Raw genomic sequence first — 23,512 nt, forward strand, 5'->3', positions numbered from 1 at the left:
TGCTACTTCTGGGTCGACCCGGTCAAGAAAGTGACCGGTGCGGTATTCACGCAACTGCTGCCGTTCTACGACGCGCGAATGGTCGAACTAGTCGGTGCTTTTGAGCGCGGCCTCTACACCGGCTTGGCAAGCGCCTGAGCTCCTTACATCAACGAGCAAGAATAGATGCAATCCTTGACCATTCACGGCCTCTCCATTCCTCGGCTGGAACTGGGCATCTTCCGCATGCGCGGCATGGCCTGCCAGCAGGCCGTCGAGAGCGATCTCGCGCTGAGATACCGGCACATAACGGTTGAGAACTAGACAGGCTGCAGTCGGCCAAGACCGGCCATTCCCACCGACCTCCCACTTTTCACGAGAGCACAACTTTATGAAGAGCCGCATCATGTACATTGAAGCGAAGTCGGGTGGTCTGACAGGACCAGCTCGCATCGGCCGACTTACCTGCTCGAAGTCCGGGGCGACGCTGTACTACGTAGGCTTGGCTTTTTCGTTGCCTCAAGGGGAACGGATTCAAGTCGAATTACTTCGACGTTGAGACAGGCGAGCACTACTGGATCTGCGGGCCCCCGAAGAGACGGCAAGGATGCTCTGTACGCCACGTACAGCACATCTGCATAAAGGCCAGGCGGCTGTGGTCGCCCAACTGCAGAGCCTCACCACTTCACCCGAACACCCAGCGATCCATTGATCGAGCTCTTCACCCTGGCGTTGCCGCCGCTCGCCCAGAGCCTGCCGACTTCGCCGTAGAGGCTGGTCGACTGGCCCAGTGCGAGCGTGAAACCGCCCGCGAGTTCGGTGCTCGTGCCGCCGGTCGGCGCGGAGATGTCGGTGGTGGTCGCGCCGTTCACGAAGCGGGCGATGTCCGCGCCGCTGGACGTCCGGTAGACGTTGAAGCGGCCGTAGGGCTGCAGCATGCCGACGCCCGTCGCGATCTCGCCCTTGACCCGCACGCCCGCGCGGGCGATCCAGCCGCTGTCGGCCTGAGGCTGGACGACGGCGCCGACGATGGCGGAGTTGTTCAGATCCATGTGCTGATGGATCAGCTGCAGCTGCGGCTCGACGCGCCAGCCGCCGCCGCCCAGCGCGAAGGACTGCCCCACCTCGATGGAGCTCAGCAGGCTGTTGCCCTTGCCGCTCACGCCCAGGCTCGCCAGAGGCTCGACCGAGTAGCGATGGCGGCCCGACTGCACCACGACATCGGCGTAAAAACCGCTAACGCTGGTGTAGGTGCCGTAGACGCCCAGGTACTGGCTGCGCAGGTCGTTGCGGCCCACGGCCAGGTTCAGGATGCCGCTGGCGAAGCCGCGCACGCTGGCGTCGCCATCGAGCTGGCCGACGTAGAGGCCCGCGCGCCAGTTGGGCATGGCCAGCAGGTCGGTACCGGCCTGGAAGCCGGTGAGGCGGCCCTTGCTGGTGGGCGATACCGCACCGCCTTGCTGGATGTCGACGTCGGTGGACAGAACGCGGCCCCAGGCGCGGCGATCTGAGCCGGTCGGAGTGGTCGTGGTGCCCTTCACATCGTCGTCGCCCACGCGCTTGCGCAGGTCGCCGAGCATCGCGAGGCTTCCCTGGCGCAGCTGGCCGGGGAGCGCGGAATAGAGCGAGGCTTCGGCGCGGTAGGTGATCACCGGCGTGGGAGCCGCGGGTGATGCGATCGTGCTCGACCGCAGGTACCAGCTCTCGCCGGCGCCGTTCGCGTCGGCCGCGTAGAGGCGGTATTCGTAGGCGCCGGCATCCACGTGGCCGTTGGCCAGGCTGAACGCGTCCTTGGTGGTCTGGGCCGTCGTGGTAGCACCGTTGCTCGTGGTGACCACCTCGATGCCGTTGCCGCTGGTGAGCGCCCCCAGGCCGCCGAGGTTGGCGATCTGCACCGTGGTCCGGCCGCTTGCGGATGCCGTAGCGCCGTCGAGCACCAGGCGGTCGGACGGTCCCGTGCCGTTGAGCACGGTGCCGAGCCTGAGCACGCCGTTGTTCCCGACGTACGCGCCCGTGACCGTGAGCGTGGTGCCCGCGGTTGCGCCCACGAGCGAGAGGGTACCGCTGTTGGCCAGCGAGGCCACTGTCTGGCTGAAGCCTGCGAGGTCCAGCGTGGCGCCCGAGGCCACGCTGTGGGCGGAGGCCGCGCTGAAGGTGTTGGCGGCGCCCGCCCTGAGCGTGCCCTGCGCGATGTTGGTGGCGCCGGTGTAGTTGTTGGCGCCGGACAGCGTCAGCGTGCCCGTGCCTTCCTTGGTGATGAAGCCGCCGCCGCTGATCGCCCCGCTCAGGGTCGCGTTGAAGGCACCGGTGTCGATGACCGGATCGTTGTTGCCCGTGAGCTGGATCGCGTTGGCGATCGTCAGCCCGTCGGCGCTGAAGCCCAGGGTGGTGCCATCGTCCATCGCGAGCGCGCCGGTGCCCAGCGCCTGGCTATGGCCGAGGTTGAGCCGGCCCTGCTTGAGCGCGGTGCCGCCCGTGTAGGTGTTCGCGCCCGAGAGCGTGAGCGTGCCTGTGCCCACCTTCACCAGCGAGCCGCCGGTGCCCGAAATCACGCCCGAGACTTCGGTGTCGCCGTTGAGTCCGCCCGTGCTCAGCGTCTTGGCGCCGAGGATCACATCCCCCGCGCCGGACAGCGAGCCGATGGAGATTCCCGCCGCCGTCAGCGAACGGATGCGCAGGCGTCCGCCCGCGTTGTTGACCACGGTGGCCTGATCGGCGGTCGCGCGGCCGAAGATGTCGATCAGGCCGCCGCTTTCGTTGATGAAGGTCGCCTGGCCCGCACTGGCGTCGTCCAGCAGATTGATCTGGCCGCCGGCGAAGTTGGTGATGCGCGCGCTGCCGGCCGTGGCGTTGGACACGATGTTCGTCAGTCCGCCGCGATTTTCGATGACGGCGTTGCCGGCGGAGGCGTTGTCCCTGAACTCGGCCGACGCATCCCTGTTCATCACGAGGCGGGCATTCCCGGCCGAGCTGCTGCCGCCGAACTGCACGAAGCCGGCGTTGTCCGTCGGCAGGGGCCCGCGCTCGGCGGCGGTGATCGTCAATCCGCCCGCGTCGGCATTGCCGCCAAAAAGCAGCGAGGCGTTGCCGGCCACCGACACCGGCCCGGTGCCGAGCGCGCCGGTCGCCAGCGCCTGCAGGCTGCCCGCTGCCACCGAGGTGCCGCCCGTGTACGCATTGGCCGCGCCCAGCACCAGCGTGCCTTGGCCGGTCTTCAGGAGCGCTCCGTCGCCCGAGACTTCACCGTTCAGCGTCAGCGTACGGACCAGGTTCACATCGAAGGTGCCACCTCCCGGGCCCAGTGCGACCGTGCGGGTGGCGGTGGTGTCGCCGGTGACGTTCAGCGCGCCGCCGTCGAGCGTGAGCCCACCGCTCGAATTGCCGAGCGCACGATCGTCGGCGATGGAGAGCGCGCCGCCACGCACGGACCAGGGCGTCAGGCCGGTGTTGATGCCGGTCAGCGTCCAGGTGCTGGCACCGGTCTTTTCGTAGCGCGCGAAGCCGCTGTAGGTGCCGGCGTCGAGCGAAGTGGTCCCGTTGGTCGTGTCGCCCGCCAGCCTCAGCACGTTGCCGGTGCCGGAAACCACCCTCAGCAGGCCGGTGATCGTCGAGCCGGCACGCAGTTCGAGCCGGTTGTCGTTGCCGGTGATCCGTACCGCGTCGCCGCGCGTGGCACCGTCGCCGCTCATGCCGGCCGTCAGCGTCCCCGTGTTGACGATGGTGTTCGAGTCACCCCGAACGCGCAGCGCCGCACCACCCACGCCGAAACGCACGGCGATGCCGCCGGCACCGCCCGCGCCCCCCGTCAGCGAGCCGGTGTTGGAAACCGAGTTGTTGCTGGACTCCAGCGCGAGGCCCGCGCCGCCCTCGCCGCCGAATGACGACGTCCCGGTGAACCCGCCGCTGACGGTGCCGATGCCTCCGGCACCGCCGACGGACGCGCCGCTGTTGGCGACGGTCGCGCCGCCGCCTTGCAGCACGATGCCGTCGCCGCCACCACCGCCGCCGCCGGCCCATTGGCCAACACCACCCGCGCCGCCGTTGCCGCCGATCGTCTGCCCCACATTGTTCAGGTTGACGCCGGCCGCCGTGGACTGCAGGCCCGCGCCGCCACCGCCACCGCCGCCGGCCAGCCGCGCGACGCTGCCGGCACCGCCATTGCCGCCCCGCAGGATGGTGCTGCCGGACACGGTGATGCCCGTGTCGGATGTGTACACGGCAGCACCGCCGCCACCGCCGGCGCCACCGCCGTAGACCGGATCCCCATCGGGCGTGCCGTCGGTTCCCGAGCCCCCCGTGACCGAGCCGGCCACGCTGGTCGCCCCCACGGCACCGCCCGTTCCGCCGAGCCCGCCCCCGCCGATGCCGCCATCGCCCCCCGTGCCGCCCGACGGAGCCAGGCCGTTGGTCTCGGGGAACTCGCCGAGGCGGCCGCCGCCGCCGCCGCTGCCGTTGCCTGCGCCGCCCTGGCCGCCTGTGCCGCCAAGGCCGACGAAGGTCTCGCCGCCCGCAGCCTGAGCCCAGGCACCGCCGGACACGGCGACCAGCGTGAGCAGGCACGCGGCCGCCGCGAGCCGCTTCGCTTTGCGGCTTCCTTCGACTGTCGAGCGCCGCGCAGGCGATGCAGCAAGCTCCGACACGGCCTGCCAGACACCCAACACGCCGTTCCACACAACGCGATAAGTACGGTTCATTCCGACGATCCTCGACAAATGCGCAAAAACGGCGCAATGTAACATTTGCAACAGACGATTCAACTACCCGAAAGTAGTAATAGACATCGCCGCCGTTTCTGCTGCGGGAGATCGTTTGCCCCTAAGACGCCAAGGCCAACCTGCTGCCCCTGCCCAAACTCCTCTTCAAAGCAAGGGCGTCGCCTACCCGGCGGACTTCGACGTGGTGGGCGCTGCCAGCTATATCTGCGCCTGTCGCAGCGTGCACTTCCGCGCTCGGCACCAGCAGGTACCGAGCGGCTGCTATTTGCCGATGTCTATGTCTGCAAAGGGCCAAGGCTGTGTAGAAACATGCCGTATTGCCACGTCGAAGGCGGCTGGCTCGCCAAACTCATCCAGTGCTCTGGTGCTCAGAACTCGCATTTCGCGGCTTCGTGACGCTCCTTGTGCACACGTCAGAAGACACACAGGGACTCATTCCCCCGCCATCCACTCACATGCGTTGCAGGATGATGGCGAGCAGTGCGCGCACACGGTGGCTGTGCAGGCTCTTCCAGTCACGTTGGACTTAGTTGATGATTTCCCCCATGCCCTCCTGCACACGGCGCCGCAGTTCCCGAATGAACTCGGCATCGAAGGTCTCCCAGGAATCGATCTCACCGATGACTTTCAACGGATGCCGACTTCTGTATGAGCGCGTCGGATTTCCAGGAAACTTCTTGTCCGTCACGTTGGGATCGTTCTCGAATTCGCCGGTCGGCTCGACGACATAGACCCGTGGCTTGCCGGGGCCCTTCGCAATCTCAGCGGCCAAGCCGGCGCCCTTGCTCGGCGCTGTAAAGTAGATGTGATTCATCACGAGGCCGTCCTTGTAGTTGGACGTGAATCCCGCGGTGAGCAGATCGCCCACGCGCAGATCCGCCTTCGTGCCGTGAAAGAACGGTCCCGAGTCCAACACTGTCATAGAGGAACGCAGGTCTCTTTCACCGAGGGCGTCGGCCTACGCCCCGCTTCGATCCATCGGCACGCACCCCGGCACCGCCTCATCGCAGGTGCGGCGGCCGCAGATCGCGGCATCCGCGTGCCGAACGCTGTCTGCGGAACGACACTCATCTTTCGTCAACGCGCCATTGCGCTTTCGTCGGCCAGCGCGGCGGGTCGCCCGATCGGCGCTGCGGCCAGGCGTGGCACGGCGGGCACGTGCAGAATGCGACCAACAGCCGGATCCGGCCAAAACCGGACCTTCACAGCCACCACCAAAATGTTTTCTTTCCGACGATCTCGTGATCCCAGCCCTATGCTGAAGCTCTATCGCATCAACATTCATGTTCGCCGTGGCGAAAACACTGAGATGCCCGCCGATCTCGCCGGCGCATACGTCCCGGTCTTCGTTGGTGCGCAGGATCACGAAACTGCCGCAGCTCTTGCCGTGTCTCACCGTTCTCGTCAGGGGTTCGAATTCATCGATATCGCCGACGGAAAGATCCACCTTATCGACCCAACCTCTTGGGATACTTTTATCCAAGCGTCGTGGCCTGATTTCGTCGATCACTTTCCCAATCAAGCCAACGTCGTGCACCGGTTGGATAGCGAGTTCCTGTGCACCGGTCCGTTCGCGAGTTACACCGCTTCTGGGGCCGGCGACGTCCATTGAGCGACCGCTAACTAGAAACGCGACGGGCGGCTTCGAACTCCTCTGCGCCGACCGGCCGTGAGGCTACAGTCGGCCAGAACCGGAAGTACGACCGCACTTCATCAATGCCAAGACCACTCTCAATCGAACGTGAGCGCGAATTCGGCGAGCTTTATGCCTTCGTCGAGTTCTACATGACGCATGTATCTAAGGTTGAGGCGCCGCCGGACCTGAGCATGGCATCAGTGTGCGCTGACATGGTTCGCAAGTTCGGCAAGTCAAAAGCACTGACGGGACTCCGTCAGGCCGCCAATGACATCGTCGAAGACTTGAGTGGCCGATCAGCGGAAGGAATCGCAGCATTGGACGAGGTGTTGAGCGAGCGCGGGATTTTGACCGTTTCAGAGGTCCGGCGCCGCTACTCGACAGTGTTCAAGCGCATCGTCAAACGCGGCGTCATCCGAGATGAAACCGAGTACCACCTGATTACTGGTTTGGTGGTCGATCAAACAAGCGACATAGATGCGGACCAGCGAGCGTCACTTCAGCAGTTGCTGGATGCCTACGATAGGTCAGTTGAGCCAAAATCCTAGCGTCCCCGAACGTCCGCTTTTGAGCCGGGCTTCGGGCCACGGTGGCGCGACCGGCTACAGTCGGCCAAATGCAAACATTCGAAACCGGCGCCCAAGCGCACCTGTGAGCCGCACCAACGAGACCGCAATGTTTCGTGCGAGTTAACTACAAGGCAGCAGCTATGAAGAATGCGATGTCGCGAGAGCATGCAGTCTCGTATTTGTGCGCGCAAGGCTTCTCTCTGCCTGAACAGTCTGCCGACGCGCAAGCAATGTGCCTACGCTCTGCGCAAGAAGGCGACGTCGTAGCTCAATGCGTGCTGTCCGTCGTCCTTTCAGCCGGCCTTACCGGACAAAAGGACGAAAAGCTCGCCTTCGAGTGGTGCAAGGTCGCTGCAAACGGTGGCTCGCAAGACGCAAAATCGGCGCTGGCGGCGCACCTGATAAGCGGCAGGCAGATGGAGCGCCAGCCACAACGAGGCGTAGCAATGCTTCGCGATCTCGTTCAGGAGGGAAACCTGCCTGCGATGGCCTTGCTGGGGATGCTGATGATGAGCGGGCATACCGAATCCGTCTCGAAGAATGAGTCGGACGCGATCGACCTTTTGTTGGCACCTGCGCAGGCTGGCGATCCGCTCAGCCAATGCCTCGTTGGAGCTCAGCTCATCCTGGACGATGATCCCGGAGTCAATCTTGCGGGAGCCAAGTGGATTGCCTCATCTGCAGAGGGCGGCTTGGCATCGGCCCACAGATATCTTGCGACGTTTTATCGCCATGGGAGTCACGGTTATCCAGTCGATCCAGAAAAATCTGCGGTGCATCAAGCTATCGCGCAGCGCCTGGAAGAGGCAAGCCAATAAGGGAGGGTAGCGCGACCGGCTACATTCGGCCAGCAGCGGACCTTCACCGAAGCTGCAGAATGCCCAGGCTCGCCTATATTGCGATATGCCGTATCGAGTTCGACTTCCTGAAGCGTACCTCTTCGTCCGAGCATCCAACGCCCATCGCGGGCACTGGACGGCAGGCGTTCTCCAAGCTTGCCGACGGGCGGCGATTGACGCGCGATCTGTCGAGATCATCGATGAGGAAGACGCTTCAGCCACCGGCAATCTCTCCAGCGTCGTCCTGAAGATCTGCGACCAGTTGCCAGCTGAAACCATCCAGCGCCTGCCCAAGGAGATTGAAGCGACCGGCCCTCAGGGCGCGTCGATATGGGTGATAAGAGGAGTCTCACCGGAAAATTTCGCCCTAGATCCGGAGGACATCTTGACCGAATACTTCAGGCATGAGTTTGTGGTGGGCAGCAATATGATCCACCACGCAGAAAGTTGCGTAAGGCTGACACACCGCTCTACCGGCAGAAGCGCGCGAAGCACGGCGCATCGTTCGAGGGCTCTCAACTCGGAAGAGGCGCTCCTCCTCTTGGAGTGCCTTGTGAGGAGCGGTTCCGCAGCAGCATAGGTCAGTCGTCTTCCGGCCAGGACCGGACATTTAACCGAAGGAGCGGACATGAGCCAAGACGTGAGCCCGTCTGACGCGGATAGAGCGAGAAGCGTTGTCTCGGAACACCCGCTTTGGGTAGAGGCTTCGGCCCACGTGTACTGTGAGAGCGATATCTTCAGCTCTCAAAAGAGCCTCATTGAGCGTGCGCGCCTGACTGACGAAGAGCGCGTCGCACTGCAAGCTGCGCTCGCGGATGCAGATTCAGTTTTGGTGGTCAGCTATTACACAGCCGACAAGATGCCGGAGCCGCTCTCGGGGGGAGGAAAACTGTATGGCTTTTTGGTCCATCCCCATTCCTTTGCGCTGCTGCACGCTGGTGAAGGCACTTGGCGCTCGTAGCTCTTTCCACTCTCACGCGCCCAGCCTGGCGCGAGGCTACATTCGGCCACAAGCCGACGTTCGAGCCCGCGCCAGAATTTTCATCCGAGGCTCCCGCGATGCCAATGTACCCAAAGCCAGACTTTCCATTCTTCTTCAAGACGTCCGCCTGCCTAGCAATCGTTCTGGTTGTGCTGCACTGGCTGCCGGAGATTGCGACGTGGCTACACGCGACCATCTACGGCCAGAAGCTCAGCGTTGAGCCGCGCCGGTTTCGCTTGGTTCTCCTTGCCGGATACGCGCTGGTGGGCATCTCCTTGTCGCTCCAGCTTGCCGGGCTGCTGTGGGCGTCATGGCACCACCGAAAGCGGGCTCGCTGAAGGTGCGGGGTTCGTACGTCAAAATCCGGCCAGAACCGGCCGTTCACGGTGCCCCTCCACAACTTCAGAACACTCGGGGATGATGAAGGTTCAACCATTGACGCGACGACGACTTGCTACCTACATGGCTCTTGCGAGTACCGGCCTGTCGAGCCATTTACTTAAGGCTGCCGAACAGAGCCACCCTGTCGCTGAGACCAGAAACGCAATGCAGCTTCAAATCGATCACGTCATGTTTCCGGTGTATTTCAACAATGCATTCTTGGACATTGTTGAGAAGACCTGGAAAGGCAAAGCAATCGGAAGAGTTTTTGCCCAACCTCAGAACGCCGCCTTCAAGGCGGTGTACCTCCAGGGCAAGAGCTTCTACGTCGAGCATCTATCGACAGTTGAGTCCGAACCGTATTGGTCCAACACCCTGTATATCGTCGTACCGAAGGAATTTTGGTCGTATTACGCAGCGCCGGCTCTTCGCTCGGAACACTTCCTCATGCCTCGCTTCGGATGCGGCTATTCGCTCGTGAGTCCGGAGTTTCCTCATCTGCACTCAAGTCTTCCTGAGCAAAGCAATGACGGTCTTTCCATCCTGATTTCCTCCGCGCTCGAAGCCGAGTTGAAGACGCTCGCCGGGAGAGCGTGGAGTTTGCCGCCTCACGTGCGGGTGCACAACGGGCTGCATCACGCGCACGACATGGTTGTGGTCGATGGCAATTCGAAAGTCATTGCGCCGTTGTACCAAGCCAACCCACTCTTACGGGAATACCTCTAAGCCGCATCGACGGTCAGCTTTGGAGAAAACTGTACAGCCGGTATGGGCCCACTGCTGACCTTCAGCCTGCCGGGGAGCGGACGCTCGGTGTGACCTCCCGTTGAGCCGACGCCTCATTGTCCCAAATAGCCGCGACTAGTGAGGAGTTGGCAGGAGTGGCAAACCCAATGTTTCGGCAATCGCGCGCGCGGCCTCCGCAGGGCCGAGAGCGGAGGTATCAATGACTACTTCCGCTTTCGGCATCAACCGCTCGGACGCTTCAAACTGCGTGCGCAATTCACGCAGAAGGTCCACCGACTGAAGCTTTCCAAAAGCAGTCCGGCTCGGTGCCGTAAGACGTTCCTCTTGTACGGCTGCAGGAACGGTCAGTTGAACAAAATGGGTACTGCCACCGGCGGCCCTCACGCTCTCCACCACCCGCCTGTCGAAGCCTTCGACGACCGTCGGCTCTGGCGCAAACGTGAAGATGAGAGAGCGCTTAGCCATTGCCGCCTCGCGCATCATGTCGAGCCACATTTTTTCGCGCAGCCTCACAAACTGCTCGGTTCCGAAAGGGAACACCGCTGCCACGGCATCAACCACCAAGTGGTTGTGGAAGACGGCGTAGCCGGTCATGCGCCCGAGCTCCTTCGCAATGGTCAGCTTTCCAGAAGCGACGGGGCCATGGACAAAAACAAGTTTCATGCTGCTGAAAATGGTTAGAAAGCCAGCCACTCGAAAGTCGGGTTCTGGCCGCAAGCTGCGAATCAACCGCCGTCGGCTGTAGGCGCAGAGAAGACTTTCACCACTTCGTACATCCCTGGGTCGAACTTAGCTAAGGCGAGTGCCTGTTCCAAATATGGGGAGGCGACCGGATTCGAGCGCATTGCTTGGTAGTGCTCGGCACTTTGCCATTGCGCGTACATCGCGATTTTTGTACCGTCGACGCTGCCATGAAGGGCGGCGGAGACGAAGCCCGGCACGTGGCGCACGGATGTATCGGTGGCGCGCGCGAGCAGGGTGAGGAGTTCCTGTTGATTCGCAGGCTCGACCGAAAAGACGTTGATGAGCGTGACAAATCCCGTGTTCTCAGCAATCGTGGTCATGTGAAGCTTCTCCGCGTGTGGGAAAGAAGTATTGCTTAACTCATAGAAGACGGTCGGCAGCGCCGGACCGAATTCGGCCTCGGCGCTGGACGGCCGCGCATGGCCGAGGCCAGAAGTCCGTAGAGATAGGACAACTTTCGGTGCCAGCCGGCCGCCGCCAAGCACAGCACTAGCACACGGTCTTAAATTTCATCCGGTACGTGGTCGCTCAACGACACCATTACCCCGATTCCAACGCCGCCTACTGTCCCGGCGGCTTGCCGCGGACCTGAACCTCGCAGGCCGCGTACAGCAGCATCTTGCCTGCTGTACCTGGCAATGTTGGTTCTAGTGCGGCATTCGCCTGTTCGCCAGTTCGTTTCATATGCGTGACCAGTGGACCGGTCGCATTCAATCCGCCAATGACGGGAACAACGCATCGACGATGAAGCTTTTATGAATCTGATTTTTCGGACGCTTGCGGATCGCTCAGCAAATGTCTAGCGACAACCTGAGCCTTGAGAACAAGAAAAAGCCCCAGTGCCAGCGATCTGCTGAGGAGTCATGAGGTTTGCGCTTTTGCGCTCGCTGAGAAGAACCTGCTCTTAGTTGCTTGGGGGTTGCGGTTGAGGCGTTCCGCGATGAGCAAGCAGCAGGAAGTCGACACCCTGGGCACGGACGGACTGCATGTCGAACTTCGAAAGACTGGCCTGGCCCAAGAGCGAAACACAATCGGTGCAGACAACCGCGGGGACGTTCTTCAGCTCGAAGGGACCGACCTTGATGGATTCAACCACCACTGCCTTGGCTTCGACCTTGCGGCCATCGGCCACGGTCATCTGGATCTTGGGGTCGACCACCCGGTACACCGCCTTGGAGTCGCGCAGCAACGCTTCGCTCAGGCTGGTGAGGCTTGCGCCGGTGTCGACCATGAAAGGCTTCGGCTTGCCCGGGCCGAGCGTCACGGGCGCAAAGAAGTGGCCCGCAAACATCGGAAGGCGCAGCGCCATGCGCTCCTCGTTCTTCTCGGGCTCGGCCTTGTCAATGGCCGTCTCGATCGAGATCCGTTGCGCCGCGAAGTACGGCCGCATTCCCTTGGCCTCCAACTGGCTGTCGTAAGCCTGCAGCAGCGACAGAGCCTCGTAGGGGCGATGGGTTTTGAGCAGCAGGCCAGCCAGACGGCCTCTGACGTCGACCAGGCTCGGCGCCACGGAAAGCGCCTTGTATGACCATTCGATGGCATCGCCGGTGCGGCCGAGTTTTTCGTGGCTGTCCGCGTAGTAGGCAAAGAGGTCGTACGCCCCTGCTCCGAGATCGATCGACTTTTTGAGCTGGACTATGGCTTCTTCGTGCTTGTCGCGCTCATTCAACACGAAGCCGAGGCGAGCGATGCCTACGGAATCCTCAGGCCGAAGGCGCACGTATTCGCGCCAGCTTGATTCCTGGCATCGCAAGTCGCGCAACTGCGCGCATTTGTTTGCCTGCGACCTGAAATCTTCTGCGCTCAGGTTGCCTTTGTTGAACCAACGCTCCACGTAGCCACGGGTCCAAAGCGAACTCGCGCTGGAGGTTGCGAGCAGCACCGCGCAGCACCCGACAAAGACCTGCAGGTTCTTTCGTTGACTCGGATAGGCGGTCCAGAGCGAGAAGACGGCGACCACCACCACCGGAATCAGCATTGCGCCGAGTCCAATTCCGAGTGCGTAGCCGAGGGAGGCCCGCTCGGGCAGGTGGAAGGCCAGGCTGAACCACACCAGTGCCACGGACAGCACGACCGCGCAGGTCCACAGAGGCGCGCCGGCGGTGCGCCCGCGCAACCGGTCAAGCCTGACGAAGTCCGGCTCGATGTTGGGTAGAGCCGCCGCTCCTGCCGCGTCCGGCGCCGCCATCGGAACGTCTGCAAACACCGGCTCGCGGCGCTGCTCGAGCCCTTTCAGATTTCGTACCCGCGGGCGTCCGGGTTCGAACGACTGGGAACTGGAGCTCTGCTTTGCACCGAAATACGTGTTCTTCACTCGCTCGGACTTCGTGAAGTACAGGTACCAGAGAAAGCTGGAGATAAAGCCGCGGACGGTGCGTCCCATCTCCTCGCCAGTCGCATTGACGCTGAGGAAGGCCCAGCCCGCTCCCACGTCGCCGAGATAGACGACGAACGGACTGAGAACCAGAAAGAGCTTGGCATGCGCCACGCTCTCTGGCTCGTACCTCGTGCGGAGCCGGTTGGCCATCCATACCTTCCAAACGATGACGCCCAGCAGCAGGCACCAGCAGAAGGCCTTGTAAGGCACGTAGCCCGCAAGCTCGAGGACTGCGGGCGTGCGTGCTTCAACATCCGCAAAGGTCCTGAATTGCGTCCCGATGCTCATCAGGGGACCAAGGACGAACGCCGTGACCAGAAAGAAGCCGAGCCAGCCTTTTGTTCCGTAGAGCGGCTCGCCTTGAACCGCCCTCTGGCGTGCCGACCGGCGGGTGAGCCATACGCAGCCCGCCACGAGCGCGATGAACAGCAACAGCGGCACCATCGAACCAACTTGCTGCGAGTTCATTCCCGCTCCCTGGATAGCGCCAAGGCAAGTGCGCCCATCCCGAGGGTGGCGACACCAATCCAATCAAGCCCCTTCTCCCAAGTTCGCATCCGGATTCCCTCCAATAGGGCGCGCCCGGATTTTCTCGGTACCGCCCTGATCCTCGACTGCCCGAGGCGTCTCCCGGGAGGAGTACCGCCGCTTCTATTCTTTTTACGCACCCGCTCAGTGGCTGTTTCTATGGTGCGACGTGGATGTTACCTGCAGTAACTCCGGCATACAACATTCGGGACTGCGCACGCGAAGCGCAGCTCACGACGCAGCAATCGACTCGTTCACGAAGTCGCCGTACTTGCGCAGCGGATGCCCGATGACGGCCTGCAGGCGTTCCACTGCGCCGTCGGCCCCCTGCATGCCAAACTTCTGAATCCCGGCCATCATGAGGCGCATGTCGTAGGCAAGCCACGACGGCCCCTGCCCTGCCATCTGTGCTTCGAAGGCGGCCACGTCATCGCCGCCGTAAGCCACGTCGCGGCCCAGCGCGGCACTCCAGATCTTGGCCACCGACTCTCCTGTCAGCAACTCGGGCCCGACCAGTTCCAGCGTTGCGCGCGGCAGCGGCGCGGGCGCGTGGTCGCGGCGCAGCAATTCGGCGATGGCGGCATCCGCAATGTCTCGCGCATCGATCATGGCCACGCCGGTGGAGCCGATCGGCATCGGGTAGACGCCGTAGCCCTGGATCACCTGCTGGACCATGCGCTCGTTCTGCATGAAGTAGGCCGGCCGAAGAATGGTCGCGGGAATGTCGAGGCTTTCGATCATTCGCTCGACGGTGTGTTTGCCGGTGAAGTGCGGCACGTTGGTGAACTTGTCCGCATGGATGACCGACAGGTAGACAACGCGCTCGATGCCGGCCTCGCGCGCCAGGTTCAGCGCGACCAAGGCTTGCGTCACTTCGTCTGGAGTGACGGCGTTCAGCAGAAACAGTGTGCGCACCGACGACAGTGCCGCGCGCAATGAGGGCACGCCGGTCAGGTCGCCGACGACCTCCTTGACGCCCGTTGGAAAGCTTTGCTTTCCGGGTGTGCGAACGAATGCCCTGACCTGGGCGCCGGCGCTGGCCAGGCCTTGGACGACGAGGGAACCGATGGTGCCGGTGGCACCGGTGACGAGAATGCTCATGAAAATCTCCAGGGGTAAGGGGTAAGGGGTAAGGGGTAAGTGGGTAAAAGGGAATAAAGGGATCGATCAGCGCGAGAAGTCCGCAACCACCTTGCCGATGCGAGGGTCGGTGCGGTTGCGTTCAATGGCCGCCGGGATGTCGGCGAAGCCGACGACTTCGCCGAGCTTCGAGATCAGCGTGCCTTCGGCGATCTCCGCCGCCAGCCGCTCCAGCAGGTCGGCGTCCGGCTTGTTCATGAACCACAGTCCGCGGCGGCCGGGCGGCGTGCGTGCAAGGATGTCGGGCGACGAGGTGCCGACGATCGCGCCCTCCTTCTTCAACACCTGCCACGAGCGGTCGAGCATTTCGCCGCCGACGTAGTCGAGCACCAGGTCGATGTCCTGCGCGACCGACTCGAAGCGTTGAGCCCGGTAGTCGATGACGTGGTCCGCGCCCAGGCTGCGCACATGGTCGAGGTGCGCGGCCGACGCGGTTGCGAAGACTTCGGCGCCCACCCGCTTGGCGTACTGCACGGCATAGCCGCCCAACCCTCCCGCTGCACCGTGAATCAGGATCCGCTGGCCTGCGCCGATCGGTCCTGCGTGGTGCAGGCTCTGCCAAGCTGCAACGCCCGCGACCGGAATGGCGGCCGCATGAACGTCGTCCAGGCCGTGCGGCGTGCGCACCAGGTTCGCCTCGTCGACCGCTACGAAGTCGGCATAGGCACCGAGGCCGCCAAGCGGCCCCATGACGCGATCGCCCACACGAAAGCGCGAAGCGCCGGGGCCAACCGCCTCGACAACACCCGCAAGCTCTATACCAAGCACCGCGGGCAGTTGCAACGGAAAAGCCTGCCGGACCAAGCCGTCACGAACTTTCCAGTCGATGCCGTTCACGCCGGCGGCCCGAACGCGGACCAGAACCTGGCCCTGCCCTGCCAAGGGCCTCGTGATTTCGGCGACCTCTGCGGCACCGCCATAGGCCCGGATCAGCACAGCACGTTGAGTGGTGGTCATTTCAATTCCTCATTTCGAAGTTGCGATGAGGAGAAGATAGGTCGTTGCATTGATAAAACGAAGACCCGAAAATGAAGACACCTCGTCTCAATTTCGAAACACCATGGACCTGAACGCACTGAGCGACTTCGCGCTCGTCGCAACGAACGGCGGCCTCGGAAAAGCAAGCCGCGCCAGCGGCAGATCGAAGGCGACGCTTTCACGACGCATCGCGGACCTGGAAGAGCAGCTCGGTGTGCGGCTCATCGAGCGCAGCGCCCGCGGGCTCAAGCTCACGGAAGCCGGCCAGTTGCTGATGGATCGCACCGAAGGGCCGATGCACGAGGTGGCCGACGCGATGACTTCCGCACGCGAAGGTTTGTCGGTACCGCGCGGACGCTTGCGCATCGCCTCGCCGGTGCTGTTCTCCCAGCTTGCGATGGGCCGCATTTCGGCCGGGTTCTGCGCGGCCTACCCTGAGGTGACGTGCGAGGTGGTGGCGGACGATCGGCTGGTCGACCTCGTCGAGGAGCAGTTCGACGCCGCGATCCGCATCAATCCGAGCCCCGACAGCAGCCTGGTGGGCCGGTGCTTCGCCAAGGACCGGCTGGTGGTGGTGGCCGCGCCTTCCGTGACGGCGCCAAAGCCAGGCAAGGTCAGCGCCGTTCCCGGCATCGTTTCAACAAACTTTCAAGGCGGAAACTGGACGCTCGACGACGGGCGCCTTGTGATCGAGCCGATTCCAAGGCTGAGGCTTTCCTCGTTCCTGATGATTCGCGATGCTGCGGTCGCGGGCGCAGGCGCCGCCCTCATGCCGCAGTCCATCGCGTGGAACCAGCTGACGCGCGGAGAACTGGTTCAGTGGGGCATGGTTTCGGGTGCGGAGGTCGCGCTCTGGGTGCTGCATACGTCCAGGCGGCTTCCTGCGCCGAAGGTGCGCGCGTTCGTCGACTTCATGTGCGAGCAGTATCCGCAGGAGTCGCTCGTGCTGAACGGCTAGGAGACCGGTCGGCTCGCGGCGCGACGCGCGGCCGGCCGCTTCTGCCGCGACACCATTCCCAGGATGGTCTCGAGCAGTTCCTCCTTGGCCTGCGACGCGGAGATCTCGTCCATGGCCGCCGCGTACGACAAGGCCTCGGCCGCTCCCAGCATGGCGCGCAGCCCGGCCACGCCGATGTCCTTGCCGGGAGCAAACGGTGCCAGCAGCGCGCGGCACTTCTGCAAAAAGGCCGCTTCCGATTCGCGCTTGAGGCTCTCGAGTTCGGGAGAGCCCGCTAGCGCCGCGCTCACGCCGGGCAACTCGCGCCCTTGCGCGAGCACGCAATCGACATACGAGCCGGCAATCACCGATGCGCGTCCGGCCAGGGTCGGTTCGCTGTTCTCGATTGCGGCATCGATCAGCGCGTTCTGCTGCATGTCGAACTCGCCGTAGAGCGCGGCCAGCAGCCCATTGCGCGTCGCGAAATGGTCATACACCACCGGCTTGGCGATGCCCGCCTGCTCGGCGAGCGAGCCGAGCGTCAAGGCATCGGTGCCCGATTCGCGCACGATGCGCCACGCCACTTCGATGAGCTGGCGGTAGCGGTCTTGCCGCGAGAGGCGGCGTCGCTTGGGTTCATCGGTGTCGGCTGATGTGGCGCGTGCCTCTTTAACCCCGTGCTTGGTCATGGTTATGTACCAAAGGTAGGTTAATCAATATACTAAACGTAGGTTGCAACTGTAGCAGCCCTCTTCAACCTCAAGAAGCATGAAAGGAATGTCACGCATGCATGCGCTCATCGTTGTCGCACACCCGAGTCCGGAATCGCTCACCCACCACGTCGCACGCAAGCTCGCGGAAGGTGTCGCGCTTGCCGACGACGGCCACACGGCGGAAATTGCCGACCTTGCAGCAGAGGGTTTCGATCCGCGCTTTAGCGCGGGCGACCATGCCGCCCACAGGAAGCAGGCGCCGCCCGATGCCGACGTGACGCGTGAACAGCAAAGAATCGACCGCGCCGATGCGCTTGTGCTGGTGTATCCGGTGTACTGGTGGTCCTTCCCGGGGCTGCTCAAGGGCTGGATCGACCGCGTGTTCGCGAACGGATGGGCCTACGACGAGCGCAACGGCAAGCTCGTCAAGCGCCTGGGTCACTTGCCGGTGCACCTCGTCGCCATTGGCGGCGCCGACCCTGGAACCTACGACCGGCATGGCTACTTCGATGCGATGAAGACGCAGATCGACCATGGCATCTTCGGCTACTGCGGCGCACGCGTGGTGAAGTCGGAGTTCCTGCTCGAGTCCGACCGGCCGGACCGCACCGTTCAACTGGAAGCCGCGCGCGACCTGGGGCGCGGGCTTTTCTCGGCCGTTGCCGCTTGAGCTGAAAGCCAGGGAGTCCTGGCCATCGCATCAGGCTTCAGGAAGCTTCGCAATCACCTTGATCTCGAACTTGAAGCCATAGAGCCACGTCACGCCGATGCCGGTGAGCGTCGGGTGCGGCGCATTGCCCCAGTACTCCGGCACCACCTTCCAGATCTTTTCGAAGTTCGCTTCCGGGTCGACGACGAAGACGGTCACATCGACCACGTCGTCGAACGTGCAGCCCGCGGCCGCCAGAATGGCGTTCAGGTTCTCGAAGGCAAGCCGTACCTGCGCCTCCAGGTCGGGTTCCGGCGAGCCGTCGGGGCGGCTGCCGACCTGGCCTGAAACGAACAGGAAGCCGTTGGACCGAACGGCCGGCGAATAGCGGTTCTTTTCATAGAGCGCCTGGCGCCCGGGCGGAAAAACGACGTCGCGTTGAGCCATGGATTGCTTCCTTCTTTCTCGAATGAGCCGTCGCCGGCCCGTCATCACGATCAAGCGACTTTAGGGATCCGGGCTCATCGGATAAACAGGCAAAGCCAACAATCATTGTTTGGCAAACTCAAACAATCTTCGAACCAGCAGGAACAGACATGGACCGCTTCGATGCGATGCACGCATTCGCGCGCGTGGTGGAAGCAGGCAGCTTCACCAAAGCGGCCGACACGCTGAACATGAGCAAGACCACCGTGACGCAGCTGGTGCAGCAGTTGGAAGCAAGGCTGCGCGTGAAGCTGCTCAACCGCACCACGCGCAAGCTCAGCGTCACGGCCGATGGTGCCGCCTACTACGAGCGCGTGGTGCGCCTGCTGGCCGACATGGACGACGCGGAAACCAGCCTCTCGAGTGCCTCGGCGTTGCCGCGCGGCCACTTGCGGGTGGACGTGCCAAGCCCGCTGGCCCGCATGATCCTGGTGCCGGCCTTGCCGGCGTTCCATGCCCGCTACCCCGACATCCAGCTCGACATGGGCGTGAGCGACCGCATGGTGGATGTGATCGGCGACAACGTGGACTGCGTGGTGCGCGGCGGCGAGCTCACCGACCGGTCGCTGATGGCGCGACGCGTGGGCGACCTGCGGCTGGGCGTCTATGCGGCGCCGCGCTACCTGGAACTTGCCGGCACGCCGCTGCACCCGCGCGAGCTGGAAAACACGCACCACCGCATCGTGGGCTTCTTGTGGTCGCGCAGCGGCAAGACTTTTCCGTATGCCATGCGGCTGGGCGAAGAGCGCATCGAGGTGCAGGGCCGCTACGTGCTGTCGGTGGACGACGGCAATGCCTACCTCGCGGCGGGGCTTGCCGGGCTGGGGATTCTCTGGCTGCCGGACTACATGGCCAAGGGGCACTTGGCGGGCGGCGAGCTGGTGCGGCTTTTCGATGGCTGGCAACTCGACTCGATGCCGTTGTATGTGGCGTTTCCGCCGAACCGGCACGTCAGCGCCAAGCTACGCGTGTTCATCGATTGGATCGCCGAGCTGATGGCGCAGCACGCGCCTGTCGAAGCCCGGAGGCAGCTCAGGCCGTGACGACCGTGCTGGGCTGCGCACCCGCAATCTGACGCAGCGCCCGCTCGAACACCTCGACCGGCTGCCCGCCCGAAATCAGGTGGTGATCGTTGATGATGATCGCGGGCACCGAGTGGATGCCGGCATCGGTGTACATGCGTTCGCGCTCGCGGGTCTCGTTTGCGTACTCGTCGCTTGCCAGGATTTCGCGCGCACGCGCCGCATCGAGGCCCGCCTCCGTGGCCGCGCGCACCAGCACCTCGAGGTCCGACGGGTTTTGCCTGTCGGTGAAGTAGGCCTTGAGCAGCAGCTTCTTCAGCGCGGCCTGCTTGGCCGGGCTTTCGAGCTCGGCCCAGTGCAGCAGCCGGTGGGCGTTGAAGGTGTTGTAGACGCGAGGGCGGCCTTCGGGGCTGAACTCGAAGCCCACCTCAGCCCCGCGCTGGCGAATCATTTCGCGCGCCTGCGCTTGCTGTTCGCGCGTGGAGCCGTACTTCTGGTTCAGGTGCTCGAAGGTGTCCTGGCCTTCGATGGGCATCTGCGGGTTCAGCTCGAAGGGCTGGAAATGCAGCTCGGCCGTGACGTCCGGCGCCAGGCGCCGGAGCGCCGCCTCGAGCGAACCCAGGCCGACGGCGCACCAGGGGCAAGACACGTCGGAAACAAAATCGATCTTCAGATGGGAGGTCATGGGCGCCATTCTTCATGGCGCCGACTCCCTTGGTGCGCGCAAGGTCTTCAGGCGGTTGCCTTGGCCATGCGTGCGTTCACCAGCGTTTGTTCGCGCAGCCGGTCGTACTCGGTCTTCTCGACCGGAACTGCGTCAGGCTTGCCGAGGTCGTTCATATGCACGCGGTAGGTTTCGCGGGCGCTCCAGGCCGAGACGGCGGCAATGGCGCAGATCGCCAGCGTGATGGCACCCACGGTAAGCGGGATGTTGGCGGCACCGGGAGGCGCAACAGCCACGAACAGCGCCGGCAACAGCGCCGTGATCGCGGTGCCGATGTTCTGCGAAATGGCCATGCCCGAGACGCGGGTGCGCGTGGGGAACATCTCCGGATAGAAGCTCGGGAACACGGCGTTGTAGCCCTGGTAGACCACGCCCCACATCAGGAGCGACATCACGATGGCCAGCGGCACGTTGTGGATGCTGATGGCGTACAGGTAGCCGAACGACAGCAGGCCCGAACCAAGGGCGCCGACGACGATCGGCAGGCGCCGGCCGACTTTGTCCGACAGGTTGCCCACGAACGGAATCACGATCACGGCCAGGATGTTGCCCATGACCGGAATCCACAGATAGATGTCTTTCTCGAAGTTGATGCCGTAGCCCGGCTGCACCGCATAGGCCGCGCCGAAGATGGTGGCAACCACCGGAATCACGTTCATGAGCGAGCACAGCAGCACGCGCAGCATGTCGCCCCAGCTCTCGGTCACGGCCTGGATCACCGGCGCCTTGGGCACGGTCGCGCTCTTCTCCACTTCGGTGAAGGCGGGCGTCTCGTCCACTTCCTTGCGGATGATGTAGCCGGCCACGATGACGATGAAGCTCAGCAGGAACGGAATGCGCCAGCCCCAGGAGTTGAAGGCGTCCTTGTCCATGTAGTGCGCGAGCGGCAAGAACACGGCGGCCGCCATGATCTGGCCGGCCTGCACGCCCTGCAGCGTAAAGCTCGCAAAGAAGCCGCGGCGTCCGAACGGCGCGTGCTCCAGGATCATCGAGCTCGCGCCTGAAATTTCGCCGGCCACCGCAAAGCCCTGGATCAGCCGGAGCACCACCAGCATCGCAGGCGCCCACAAGCCGACCTGGTCATACGTCGGCAACAGGCCGACGGCAATGGTCGAAAAGCCCATGAGGAACATGCAGAGAATCAGCACGGTCTTGCGGCCGTGCGTGTCGCCCCAGTGGCCCAGCAGCAGTGCGCCGATCGGCCGTGCCACATAGCCCACGCCGTAGGTTGCGAGCGACGCGATGATCGCGATCTGCGGGTCGCCCTTGGGAAAGAAGATCTGCGGAAAGATCAGCGCCGCCGCGGTGGCGTAGATGAAGAAGTCGTAGTACTCCAGCGCCGAGCCGATCCAGCCGCTGGCGGTGGCCTTCTTCGACTGGTGCTTGCCTTTCGGCTCTTGGGCCGTGGTGTTTGCCATGGTTTGTCTCCGGGTTGACTAGAAGAAACTTATTCCTGCGCCTGCGATGCCATGCGGGCGGGTGCATTGAGGGCACCGTAGGCGTCGTAGCCCGCGGTGCGTTGTGCCAGTTCGAAGAAGAGCCCGCCTTCGATGCTCTCGGTGTAGATGTGCAGGTAGTCGCCGGCCGCAGAGCGGTCGAACAGCACGCCCGCCGCGCGCATGCGTGCGAGCAGCGCCGGGTCGAGATCGATGCGCGTGGCCAGGTCGTCGTAGTAGTTGCCCGAAATGGGCACGAAGCGCGTGCCGTTGGCGCGCAGCCGCTCCACGCTTTCGAAGATGTCTTCGCACCGCAAGGCAATGTGGTGCACCGCGCCGCCGCCCGTCACGCTCAGCGTGCGCGCGGTGCGGGTGCGCTGGCTCAGCGACACGTTGAGCACCAGCCGCACGCTTCGCGCCGCATCGGCCACACCGCGGCTTCGAATGAGCCCGAACGGATCGGCCAGCTCCAGGCTTTCGCCCGGCTCCAGCCCCAGCACCGCGCGTGTGAACAGCACCCAGGTGTCGAGTTGGTCCACCGCCAGGCCAAGGGCCACGTGGTCGATCTGCGTCAGGCCGGCGCCACCGGCCTCGGCTGCGTCTTCTTCGAGGATGAAATCCGCCTCGTACAGGCCATTCGCGCCCAATGCTTCCGACACGAAGTGAATGAGGTTGCCGCCCGGCGCCACGATGGCCGGCACTCGCAGTTCATTGGGACCGACCGGGCTGTCGTGGCGTTGCGATCGCATCGCCGTGGCGCGATCGACCGCTGCCAGCGGGTCAGCGCAGCGCACGCCCAGCGCGCACACCGAGGTGCCGTGCGCATCGAAGCGGCTGCGCGCGAACGAATCCGGCTGCGCATTGACGATCAGGTTGATCTCGCCCTGCCGGTACAGCATCACGGCCTTCGAGCGGTGCCGGCCGACGCGGCGGAAGCCGAGTTGCCCAAGCAGTGCGCCGAGCGTGCGGGCCGAGCTTTCGTCAGCCGCGAACTCGATGAACGAGAGGCCCGACAGCGCCGGCACGGGGGGCGGATTGAAAAGCTCGACGCGTTGCGGCGGCACGGGCACGGCCGCGGTTTCGGCCGCCGCCGCAAGGCGCCGCTGCGCCTCGCTTTCGAGATACAGCAGCGAGCGCATCGCATCCACCGCGGTGCGGCGATTCGGTGTCTCGCGGAAGATGTCGTTGAAGATCTCGAGCGACAGCGGCCCCGTGTAGCCCGCGCGCAGCACCTGCTCGAAGAACCCGATCACGGCAAGGTCGCCCTGCCCCGGAAACGAACGGTGATGGCGGGCCCACTGCAGCACGTCCATCGAAAGCAGCGGCGCATCGGCCATCTGCAAAAAGAAGATCTTGTCGCCCGGAATCTGGGCGATGCCCGCGGGATCGTCCTTCAGCGACAGCGTGTGAAAGCTGTCCAGGATCAAGCCGAGGTTCGGATGACCGGCCTCGCGCACGATGTTCCAGGCCTGGCCATAGAGCGAAGTGAAGCGGCCCCAGGCCAGGGCCTCGAAGCCCACGCGCAGGTTGCGGCGTGCGGCGCGCTCCGCCAGCTCGTGCAGCTGCGCCGCGGCAAGCGCCGGGTCATCGATGGCGAGCGGCGAGGTGTTCGAGCAGCACAGCATCATCGGCGCGCCCATCGCCTCCATCAGGTCGAACTTGCGTTCGGCGCGCTCCAGGCTGCGCCGGAACTGCGCCTCGGGCATGCCCTCGAAATCGCGGAACGGCTGGTACAGGTCGATCGACAGGCCAAGGTCGGCGGCAATGCGGCCGAGCTCACTGGCACTGCCCTTGAAGTTGACGAAGTCGCTCTCGAACAATTCGATGCCGTCGAAGCCCGCGGCCGAAACGGCTTCGAGCTTCTGGCGAAGCGTGCCGCTGAGAGAAACGGTGGCAATGGAGCGATGCATGGGAACCGACTTTAGAAACA

The 23,512-nt window shown here is 63.8% G+C and carries 22 protein-coding genes; 10 read left to right on the plus strand and 12 right to left on the minus strand.

Annotated features, from left to right (window positions below; genetic code table 11):
• Positions 1-165 precede the first annotated feature (165 nt).
• The gene (locus V9K97_RS11760) at positions 166-303 is read left to right on the plus strand and encodes a hypothetical protein (protein ID WP_337318184.1); all 138 of its coding nucleotides are present in this window, start codon (positions 166-168) and stop codon (positions 301-303) included.
• Between the two features lie 353 nt (positions 304-656).
• Here the strand turns inward: V9K97_RS11760 and V9K97_RS11765 are convergent, their stop codons facing one another.
• Both V9K97_RS11765 and arr read right to left on the minus strand, forming a co-directional pair.
• Entirely contained in the window at positions 657-4,673 is a 4,017-nt protein-coding gene (locus V9K97_RS11765; protein ID WP_337318186.1) for an autotransporter outer membrane beta-barrel domain-containing protein, read from the minus strand.
• Between the two features lie 547 nt (positions 4,674-5,220).
• Positions 5,221-5,616, minus strand: a complete 396-nt coding sequence (arr, locus tag V9K97_RS11770; protein ID WP_337297911.1) for an NAD(+)--rifampin ADP-ribosyltransferase — start codon at positions 5,614-5,616, stop codon at positions 5,221-5,223.
• A gap of 333 nt (positions 5,617-5,949) precedes the next feature.
• Here arr and V9K97_RS11775 point away from each other — a divergent pair, with 333 nt between their 5' ends.
• The 6 genes from V9K97_RS11775 to V9K97_RS11800 all read left to right on the plus strand — a co-directional run bounded on the left by V9K97_RS11775 (position 5,950) and on the right by V9K97_RS11800 (position 9,827).
• Positions 5,950-6,306: a hypothetical protein gene (locus tag V9K97_RS11775; RefSeq protein ID WP_337318188.1), complete on the plus strand. Its 357-nt coding sequence runs from the start codon at positions 5,950-5,952 to the stop codon at positions 6,304-6,306.
• Between the two features lie 104 nt (positions 6,307-6,410).
• Positions 6,411-6,878: a hypothetical protein gene (locus V9K97_RS11780; protein ID WP_337318190.1), complete on the plus strand. Its 468-nt coding sequence runs from the start codon at positions 6,411-6,413 to the stop codon at positions 6,876-6,878.
• A 161-nt stretch (positions 6,879-7,039) separates the two neighbouring features.
• Positions 7,040-7,717, plus strand: coding sequence for a tetratricopeptide repeat protein (locus V9K97_RS11785; protein ID WP_337318192.1), 678 nt, complete (start codon positions 7,040-7,042; stop codon positions 7,715-7,717).
• 649 nt (positions 7,718-8,366) lie between these two features.
• Positions 8,367-8,699, plus strand: coding sequence for a hypothetical protein (locus V9K97_RS11790; protein WP_337318194.1), 333 nt, complete (start codon positions 8,367-8,369; stop codon positions 8,697-8,699).
• A 98-nt stretch (positions 8,700-8,797) separates the two neighbouring features.
• Entirely contained in the window at positions 8,798-9,058 is a 261-nt protein-coding gene (locus V9K97_RS11795) for a hypothetical protein (RefSeq protein WP_337318195.1), read from the plus strand.
• A gap of 79 nt (positions 9,059-9,137) precedes the next feature.
• Positions 9,138-9,827 carry a hypothetical protein gene (locus V9K97_RS11800; RefSeq protein WP_337318197.1) on the plus strand — a complete coding sequence of 230 codons (690 nt, stop codon included), beginning with the start codon at positions 9,138-9,140 and terminating at the stop codon, positions 9,825-9,827.
• A gap of 135 nt (positions 9,828-9,962) precedes the next feature.
• On the opposite strand, the gene V9K97_RS11805 is transcribed toward V9K97_RS11800, so the two are convergent.
• From V9K97_RS11805 to V9K97_RS11825, 5 genes are all read right to left on the minus strand, one after another.
• The gene (locus tag V9K97_RS11805; RefSeq protein ID WP_337318199.1) at positions 9,963-10,442 is read right to left on the minus strand and encodes a shikimate kinase; all 480 of its coding nucleotides are present in this window, start codon (positions 10,440-10,442) and stop codon (positions 9,963-9,965) included.
• 131 nt (positions 10,443-10,573) lie between these two features.
• Positions 10,574-10,912 carry an antibiotic biosynthesis monooxygenase family protein gene (locus V9K97_RS11810; RefSeq protein ID WP_337318201.1) on the minus strand — a complete coding sequence of 113 codons (339 nt, stop codon included), beginning with the start codon at positions 10,910-10,912 and terminating at the stop codon, positions 10,574-10,576.
• A 584-nt stretch (positions 10,913-11,496) separates the two neighbouring features.
• Positions 11,497-13,437 (minus strand): aspartyl protease family protein, encoded by a 1,941-nt coding sequence (locus V9K97_RS11815; RefSeq protein ID WP_337318203.1) that lies wholly within the window; start codon positions 13,435-13,437, stop codon positions 11,497-11,499.
• Positions 13,438-13,728: 291 nt separating this feature from the next.
• Positions 13,729-14,598 (minus strand): NmrA family NAD(P)-binding protein, encoded by an 870-nt coding sequence (locus tag V9K97_RS11820; RefSeq protein WP_337318205.1) that lies wholly within the window; start codon positions 14,596-14,598, stop codon positions 13,729-13,731.
• 66 nt (positions 14,599-14,664) lie between these two features.
• Positions 14,665-15,594 carry an NADP-dependent oxidoreductase gene (locus V9K97_RS11825; RefSeq protein WP_337318207.1) on the minus strand — a complete coding sequence of 310 codons (930 nt, stop codon included), beginning with the start codon at positions 15,592-15,594 and terminating at the stop codon, positions 14,665-14,667.
• Between the two features lie 103 nt (positions 15,595-15,697).
• On the opposite strand from V9K97_RS11825, the gene V9K97_RS11830 reads away from it, so the two are divergent.
• Positions 15,698-16,573: a LysR family transcriptional regulator gene (locus V9K97_RS11830; RefSeq protein WP_337318209.1), complete on the plus strand. Its 876-nt coding sequence runs from the start codon at positions 15,698-15,700 to the stop codon at positions 16,571-16,573.
• Here V9K97_RS11830 and V9K97_RS11835 read toward each other — a convergent pair.
• Positions 16,570-17,241, minus strand: coding sequence for a TetR/AcrR family transcriptional regulator (locus V9K97_RS11835; RefSeq protein ID WP_337318211.1), 672 nt, complete (start codon positions 17,239-17,241; stop codon positions 16,570-16,572). The two genes, V9K97_RS11830 and V9K97_RS11835, sit on opposite strands and share 4 nt — an antisense overlap.
• 97 nt (positions 17,242-17,338) lie before the next feature.
• Here V9K97_RS11835 and V9K97_RS11840 point away from each other — a divergent pair, with 97 nt between their 5' ends.
• Positions 17,339-17,935, plus strand: a complete 597-nt coding sequence (locus tag V9K97_RS11840) for an NAD(P)H-dependent oxidoreductase (RefSeq protein WP_337318212.1) — start codon at positions 17,339-17,341, stop codon at positions 17,933-17,935.
• Positions 17,936-17,965: 30 nt separating this feature from the next.
• On the opposite strand, the gene V9K97_RS11845 is transcribed toward V9K97_RS11840, so the two are convergent.
• Positions 17,966-18,361: a RidA family protein gene (locus V9K97_RS11845; protein WP_337296275.1), complete on the minus strand. Its 396-nt coding sequence runs from the start codon at positions 18,359-18,361 to the stop codon at positions 17,966-17,968.
• A 149-nt stretch (positions 18,362-18,510) separates the two neighbouring features.
• On the opposite strand from V9K97_RS11845, the gene V9K97_RS11850 reads away from it, so the two are divergent.
• A complete protein-coding gene (locus V9K97_RS11850) occupies positions 18,511-19,443 on the plus strand; it encodes a LysR substrate-binding domain-containing protein (protein WP_337318214.1) in 933 nt (310 codons plus the stop codon).
• Here the strand turns inward: V9K97_RS11850 and V9K97_RS11855 are convergent.
• The 3 genes from V9K97_RS11855 to V9K97_RS11865 are packed head-to-tail and all read right to left on the minus strand — an operon-like array spanning position 19,433 to position 23,492.
• Positions 19,433-20,116, minus strand: a complete 684-nt coding sequence (locus V9K97_RS11855) for a DsbA family oxidoreductase (protein ID WP_337318215.1) — start codon at positions 20,114-20,116, stop codon at positions 19,433-19,435. The genes V9K97_RS11850 and V9K97_RS11855 overlap by 11 nt on opposite strands.
• A 38-nt stretch (positions 20,117-20,154) precedes the next feature.
• A complete protein-coding gene (locus V9K97_RS11860) occupies positions 20,155-21,564 on the minus strand; it encodes an MFS transporter (protein ID WP_337318217.1) in 1,410 nt (469 codons plus the stop codon).
• Between the two features lie 29 nt (positions 21,565-21,593).
• Positions 21,594-23,492, minus strand: a complete 1,899-nt coding sequence (locus tag V9K97_RS11865) for a bifunctional sugar phosphate isomerase/epimerase/4-hydroxyphenylpyruvate dioxygenase family protein (RefSeq protein WP_337318219.1) — start codon at positions 23,490-23,492, stop codon at positions 21,594-21,596.
• Positions 23,493-23,512: the final 20 nt, after the last annotated feature.

The organism is Variovorax sp. CCNWLW186 (genome assembly GCF_037203865.1).
Lineage (GTDB): Bacteria > Pseudomonadota > Gammaproteobacteria > Burkholderiales > Burkholderiaceae_C > Variovorax.

What these genes read in the sequence shown, in the direction of transcription:
- V9K97_RS11760 (WP_337318184.1), top strand. Translation starts at nt 166, where the DNA reads ATGCAATCCTTGACCATTCACGGCCTCTCCATTCCTCGGCTGGAACTG.
- V9K97_RS11765 (WP_337318186.1), bottom strand. Translation starts at nt 4,673, where the DNA reads ATGAACCGTACTTATCGCGTTGTGTGGAACGGCGTGTTGGGTGTCTGG.
- arr (WP_337297911.1), bottom strand. Translation starts at nt 5,616, where the DNA reads ATGACAGTGTTGGACTCGGGACCGTTCTTTCACGGCACGAAGGCGGAT.
- V9K97_RS11775 (WP_337318188.1), top strand. Translation starts at nt 5,950, where the DNA reads ATGCTGAAGCTCTATCGCATCAACATTCATGTTCGCCGTGGCGAAAAC.
- V9K97_RS11780 (WP_337318190.1), top strand. Translation starts at nt 6,411, where the DNA reads ATGCCAAGACCACTCTCAATCGAACGTGAGCGCGAATTCGGCGAGCTT.
- V9K97_RS11785 (WP_337318192.1), top strand. Translation starts at nt 7,040, where the DNA reads ATGAAGAATGCGATGTCGCGAGAGCATGCAGTCTCGTATTTGTGCGCG.
- V9K97_RS11790 (WP_337318194.1), top strand. Translation starts at nt 8,367, where the DNA reads ATGAGCCAAGACGTGAGCCCGTCTGACGCGGATAGAGCGAGAAGCGTT.
- V9K97_RS11795 (WP_337318195.1), top strand. Translation starts at nt 8,798, where the DNA reads ATGCCAATGTACCCAAAGCCAGACTTTCCATTCTTCTTCAAGACGTCC.
- V9K97_RS11800 (WP_337318197.1), top strand. Translation starts at nt 9,138, where the DNA reads ATGATGAAGGTTCAACCATTGACGCGACGACGACTTGCTACCTACATG.
- V9K97_RS11805 (WP_337318199.1), bottom strand. Translation starts at nt 10,442, where the DNA reads ATGACCGGCTACGCCGTCTTCCACAACCACTTGGTGGTTGATGCCGTG.
- V9K97_RS11810 (WP_337318201.1), bottom strand. Translation starts at nt 10,912, where the DNA reads ATGACCACGATTGCTGAGAACACGGGATTTGTCACGCTCATCAACGTC.
- V9K97_RS11815 (WP_337318203.1), bottom strand. Translation starts at nt 13,437, where the DNA reads ATGAACTCGCAGCAAGTTGGTTCGATGGTGCCGCTGTTGCTGTTCATC.
- V9K97_RS11820 (WP_337318205.1), bottom strand. Translation starts at nt 14,598, where the DNA reads ATGAGCATTCTCGTCACCGGTGCCACCGGCACCATCGGTTCCCTCGTC.
- V9K97_RS11825 (WP_337318207.1), bottom strand. Translation starts at nt 15,594, where the DNA reads ATGACCACCACTCAACGTGCTGTGCTGATCCGGGCCTATGGCGGTGCC.
- V9K97_RS11830 (WP_337318209.1), top strand. Translation starts at nt 15,698, where the DNA reads ATGGACCTGAACGCACTGAGCGACTTCGCGCTCGTCGCAACGAACGGC.
- V9K97_RS11835 (WP_337318211.1), bottom strand. Translation starts at nt 17,241, where the DNA reads ATGACCAAGCACGGGGTTAAAGAGGCACGCGCCACATCAGCCGACACC.
- V9K97_RS11840 (WP_337318212.1), top strand. Translation starts at nt 17,339, where the DNA reads ATGCATGCGCTCATCGTTGTCGCACACCCGAGTCCGGAATCGCTCACC.
- V9K97_RS11845 (WP_337296275.1), bottom strand. Translation starts at nt 18,361, where the DNA reads ATGGCTCAACGCGACGTCGTTTTTCCGCCCGGGCGCCAGGCGCTCTAT.
- V9K97_RS11850 (WP_337318214.1), top strand. Translation starts at nt 18,511, where the DNA reads ATGGACCGCTTCGATGCGATGCACGCATTCGCGCGCGTGGTGGAAGCA.
- V9K97_RS11855 (WP_337318215.1), bottom strand. Translation starts at nt 20,116, where the DNA reads ATGGCGCCCATGACCTCCCATCTGAAGATCGATTTTGTTTCCGACGTG.
- V9K97_RS11860 (WP_337318217.1), bottom strand. Translation starts at nt 21,564, where the DNA reads ATGGCAAACACCACGGCCCAAGAGCCGAAAGGCAAGCACCAGTCGAAG.
- V9K97_RS11865 (WP_337318219.1), bottom strand. Translation starts at nt 23,492, where the DNA reads ATGCATCGCTCCATTGCCACCGTTTCTCTCAGCGGCACGCTTCGCCAG.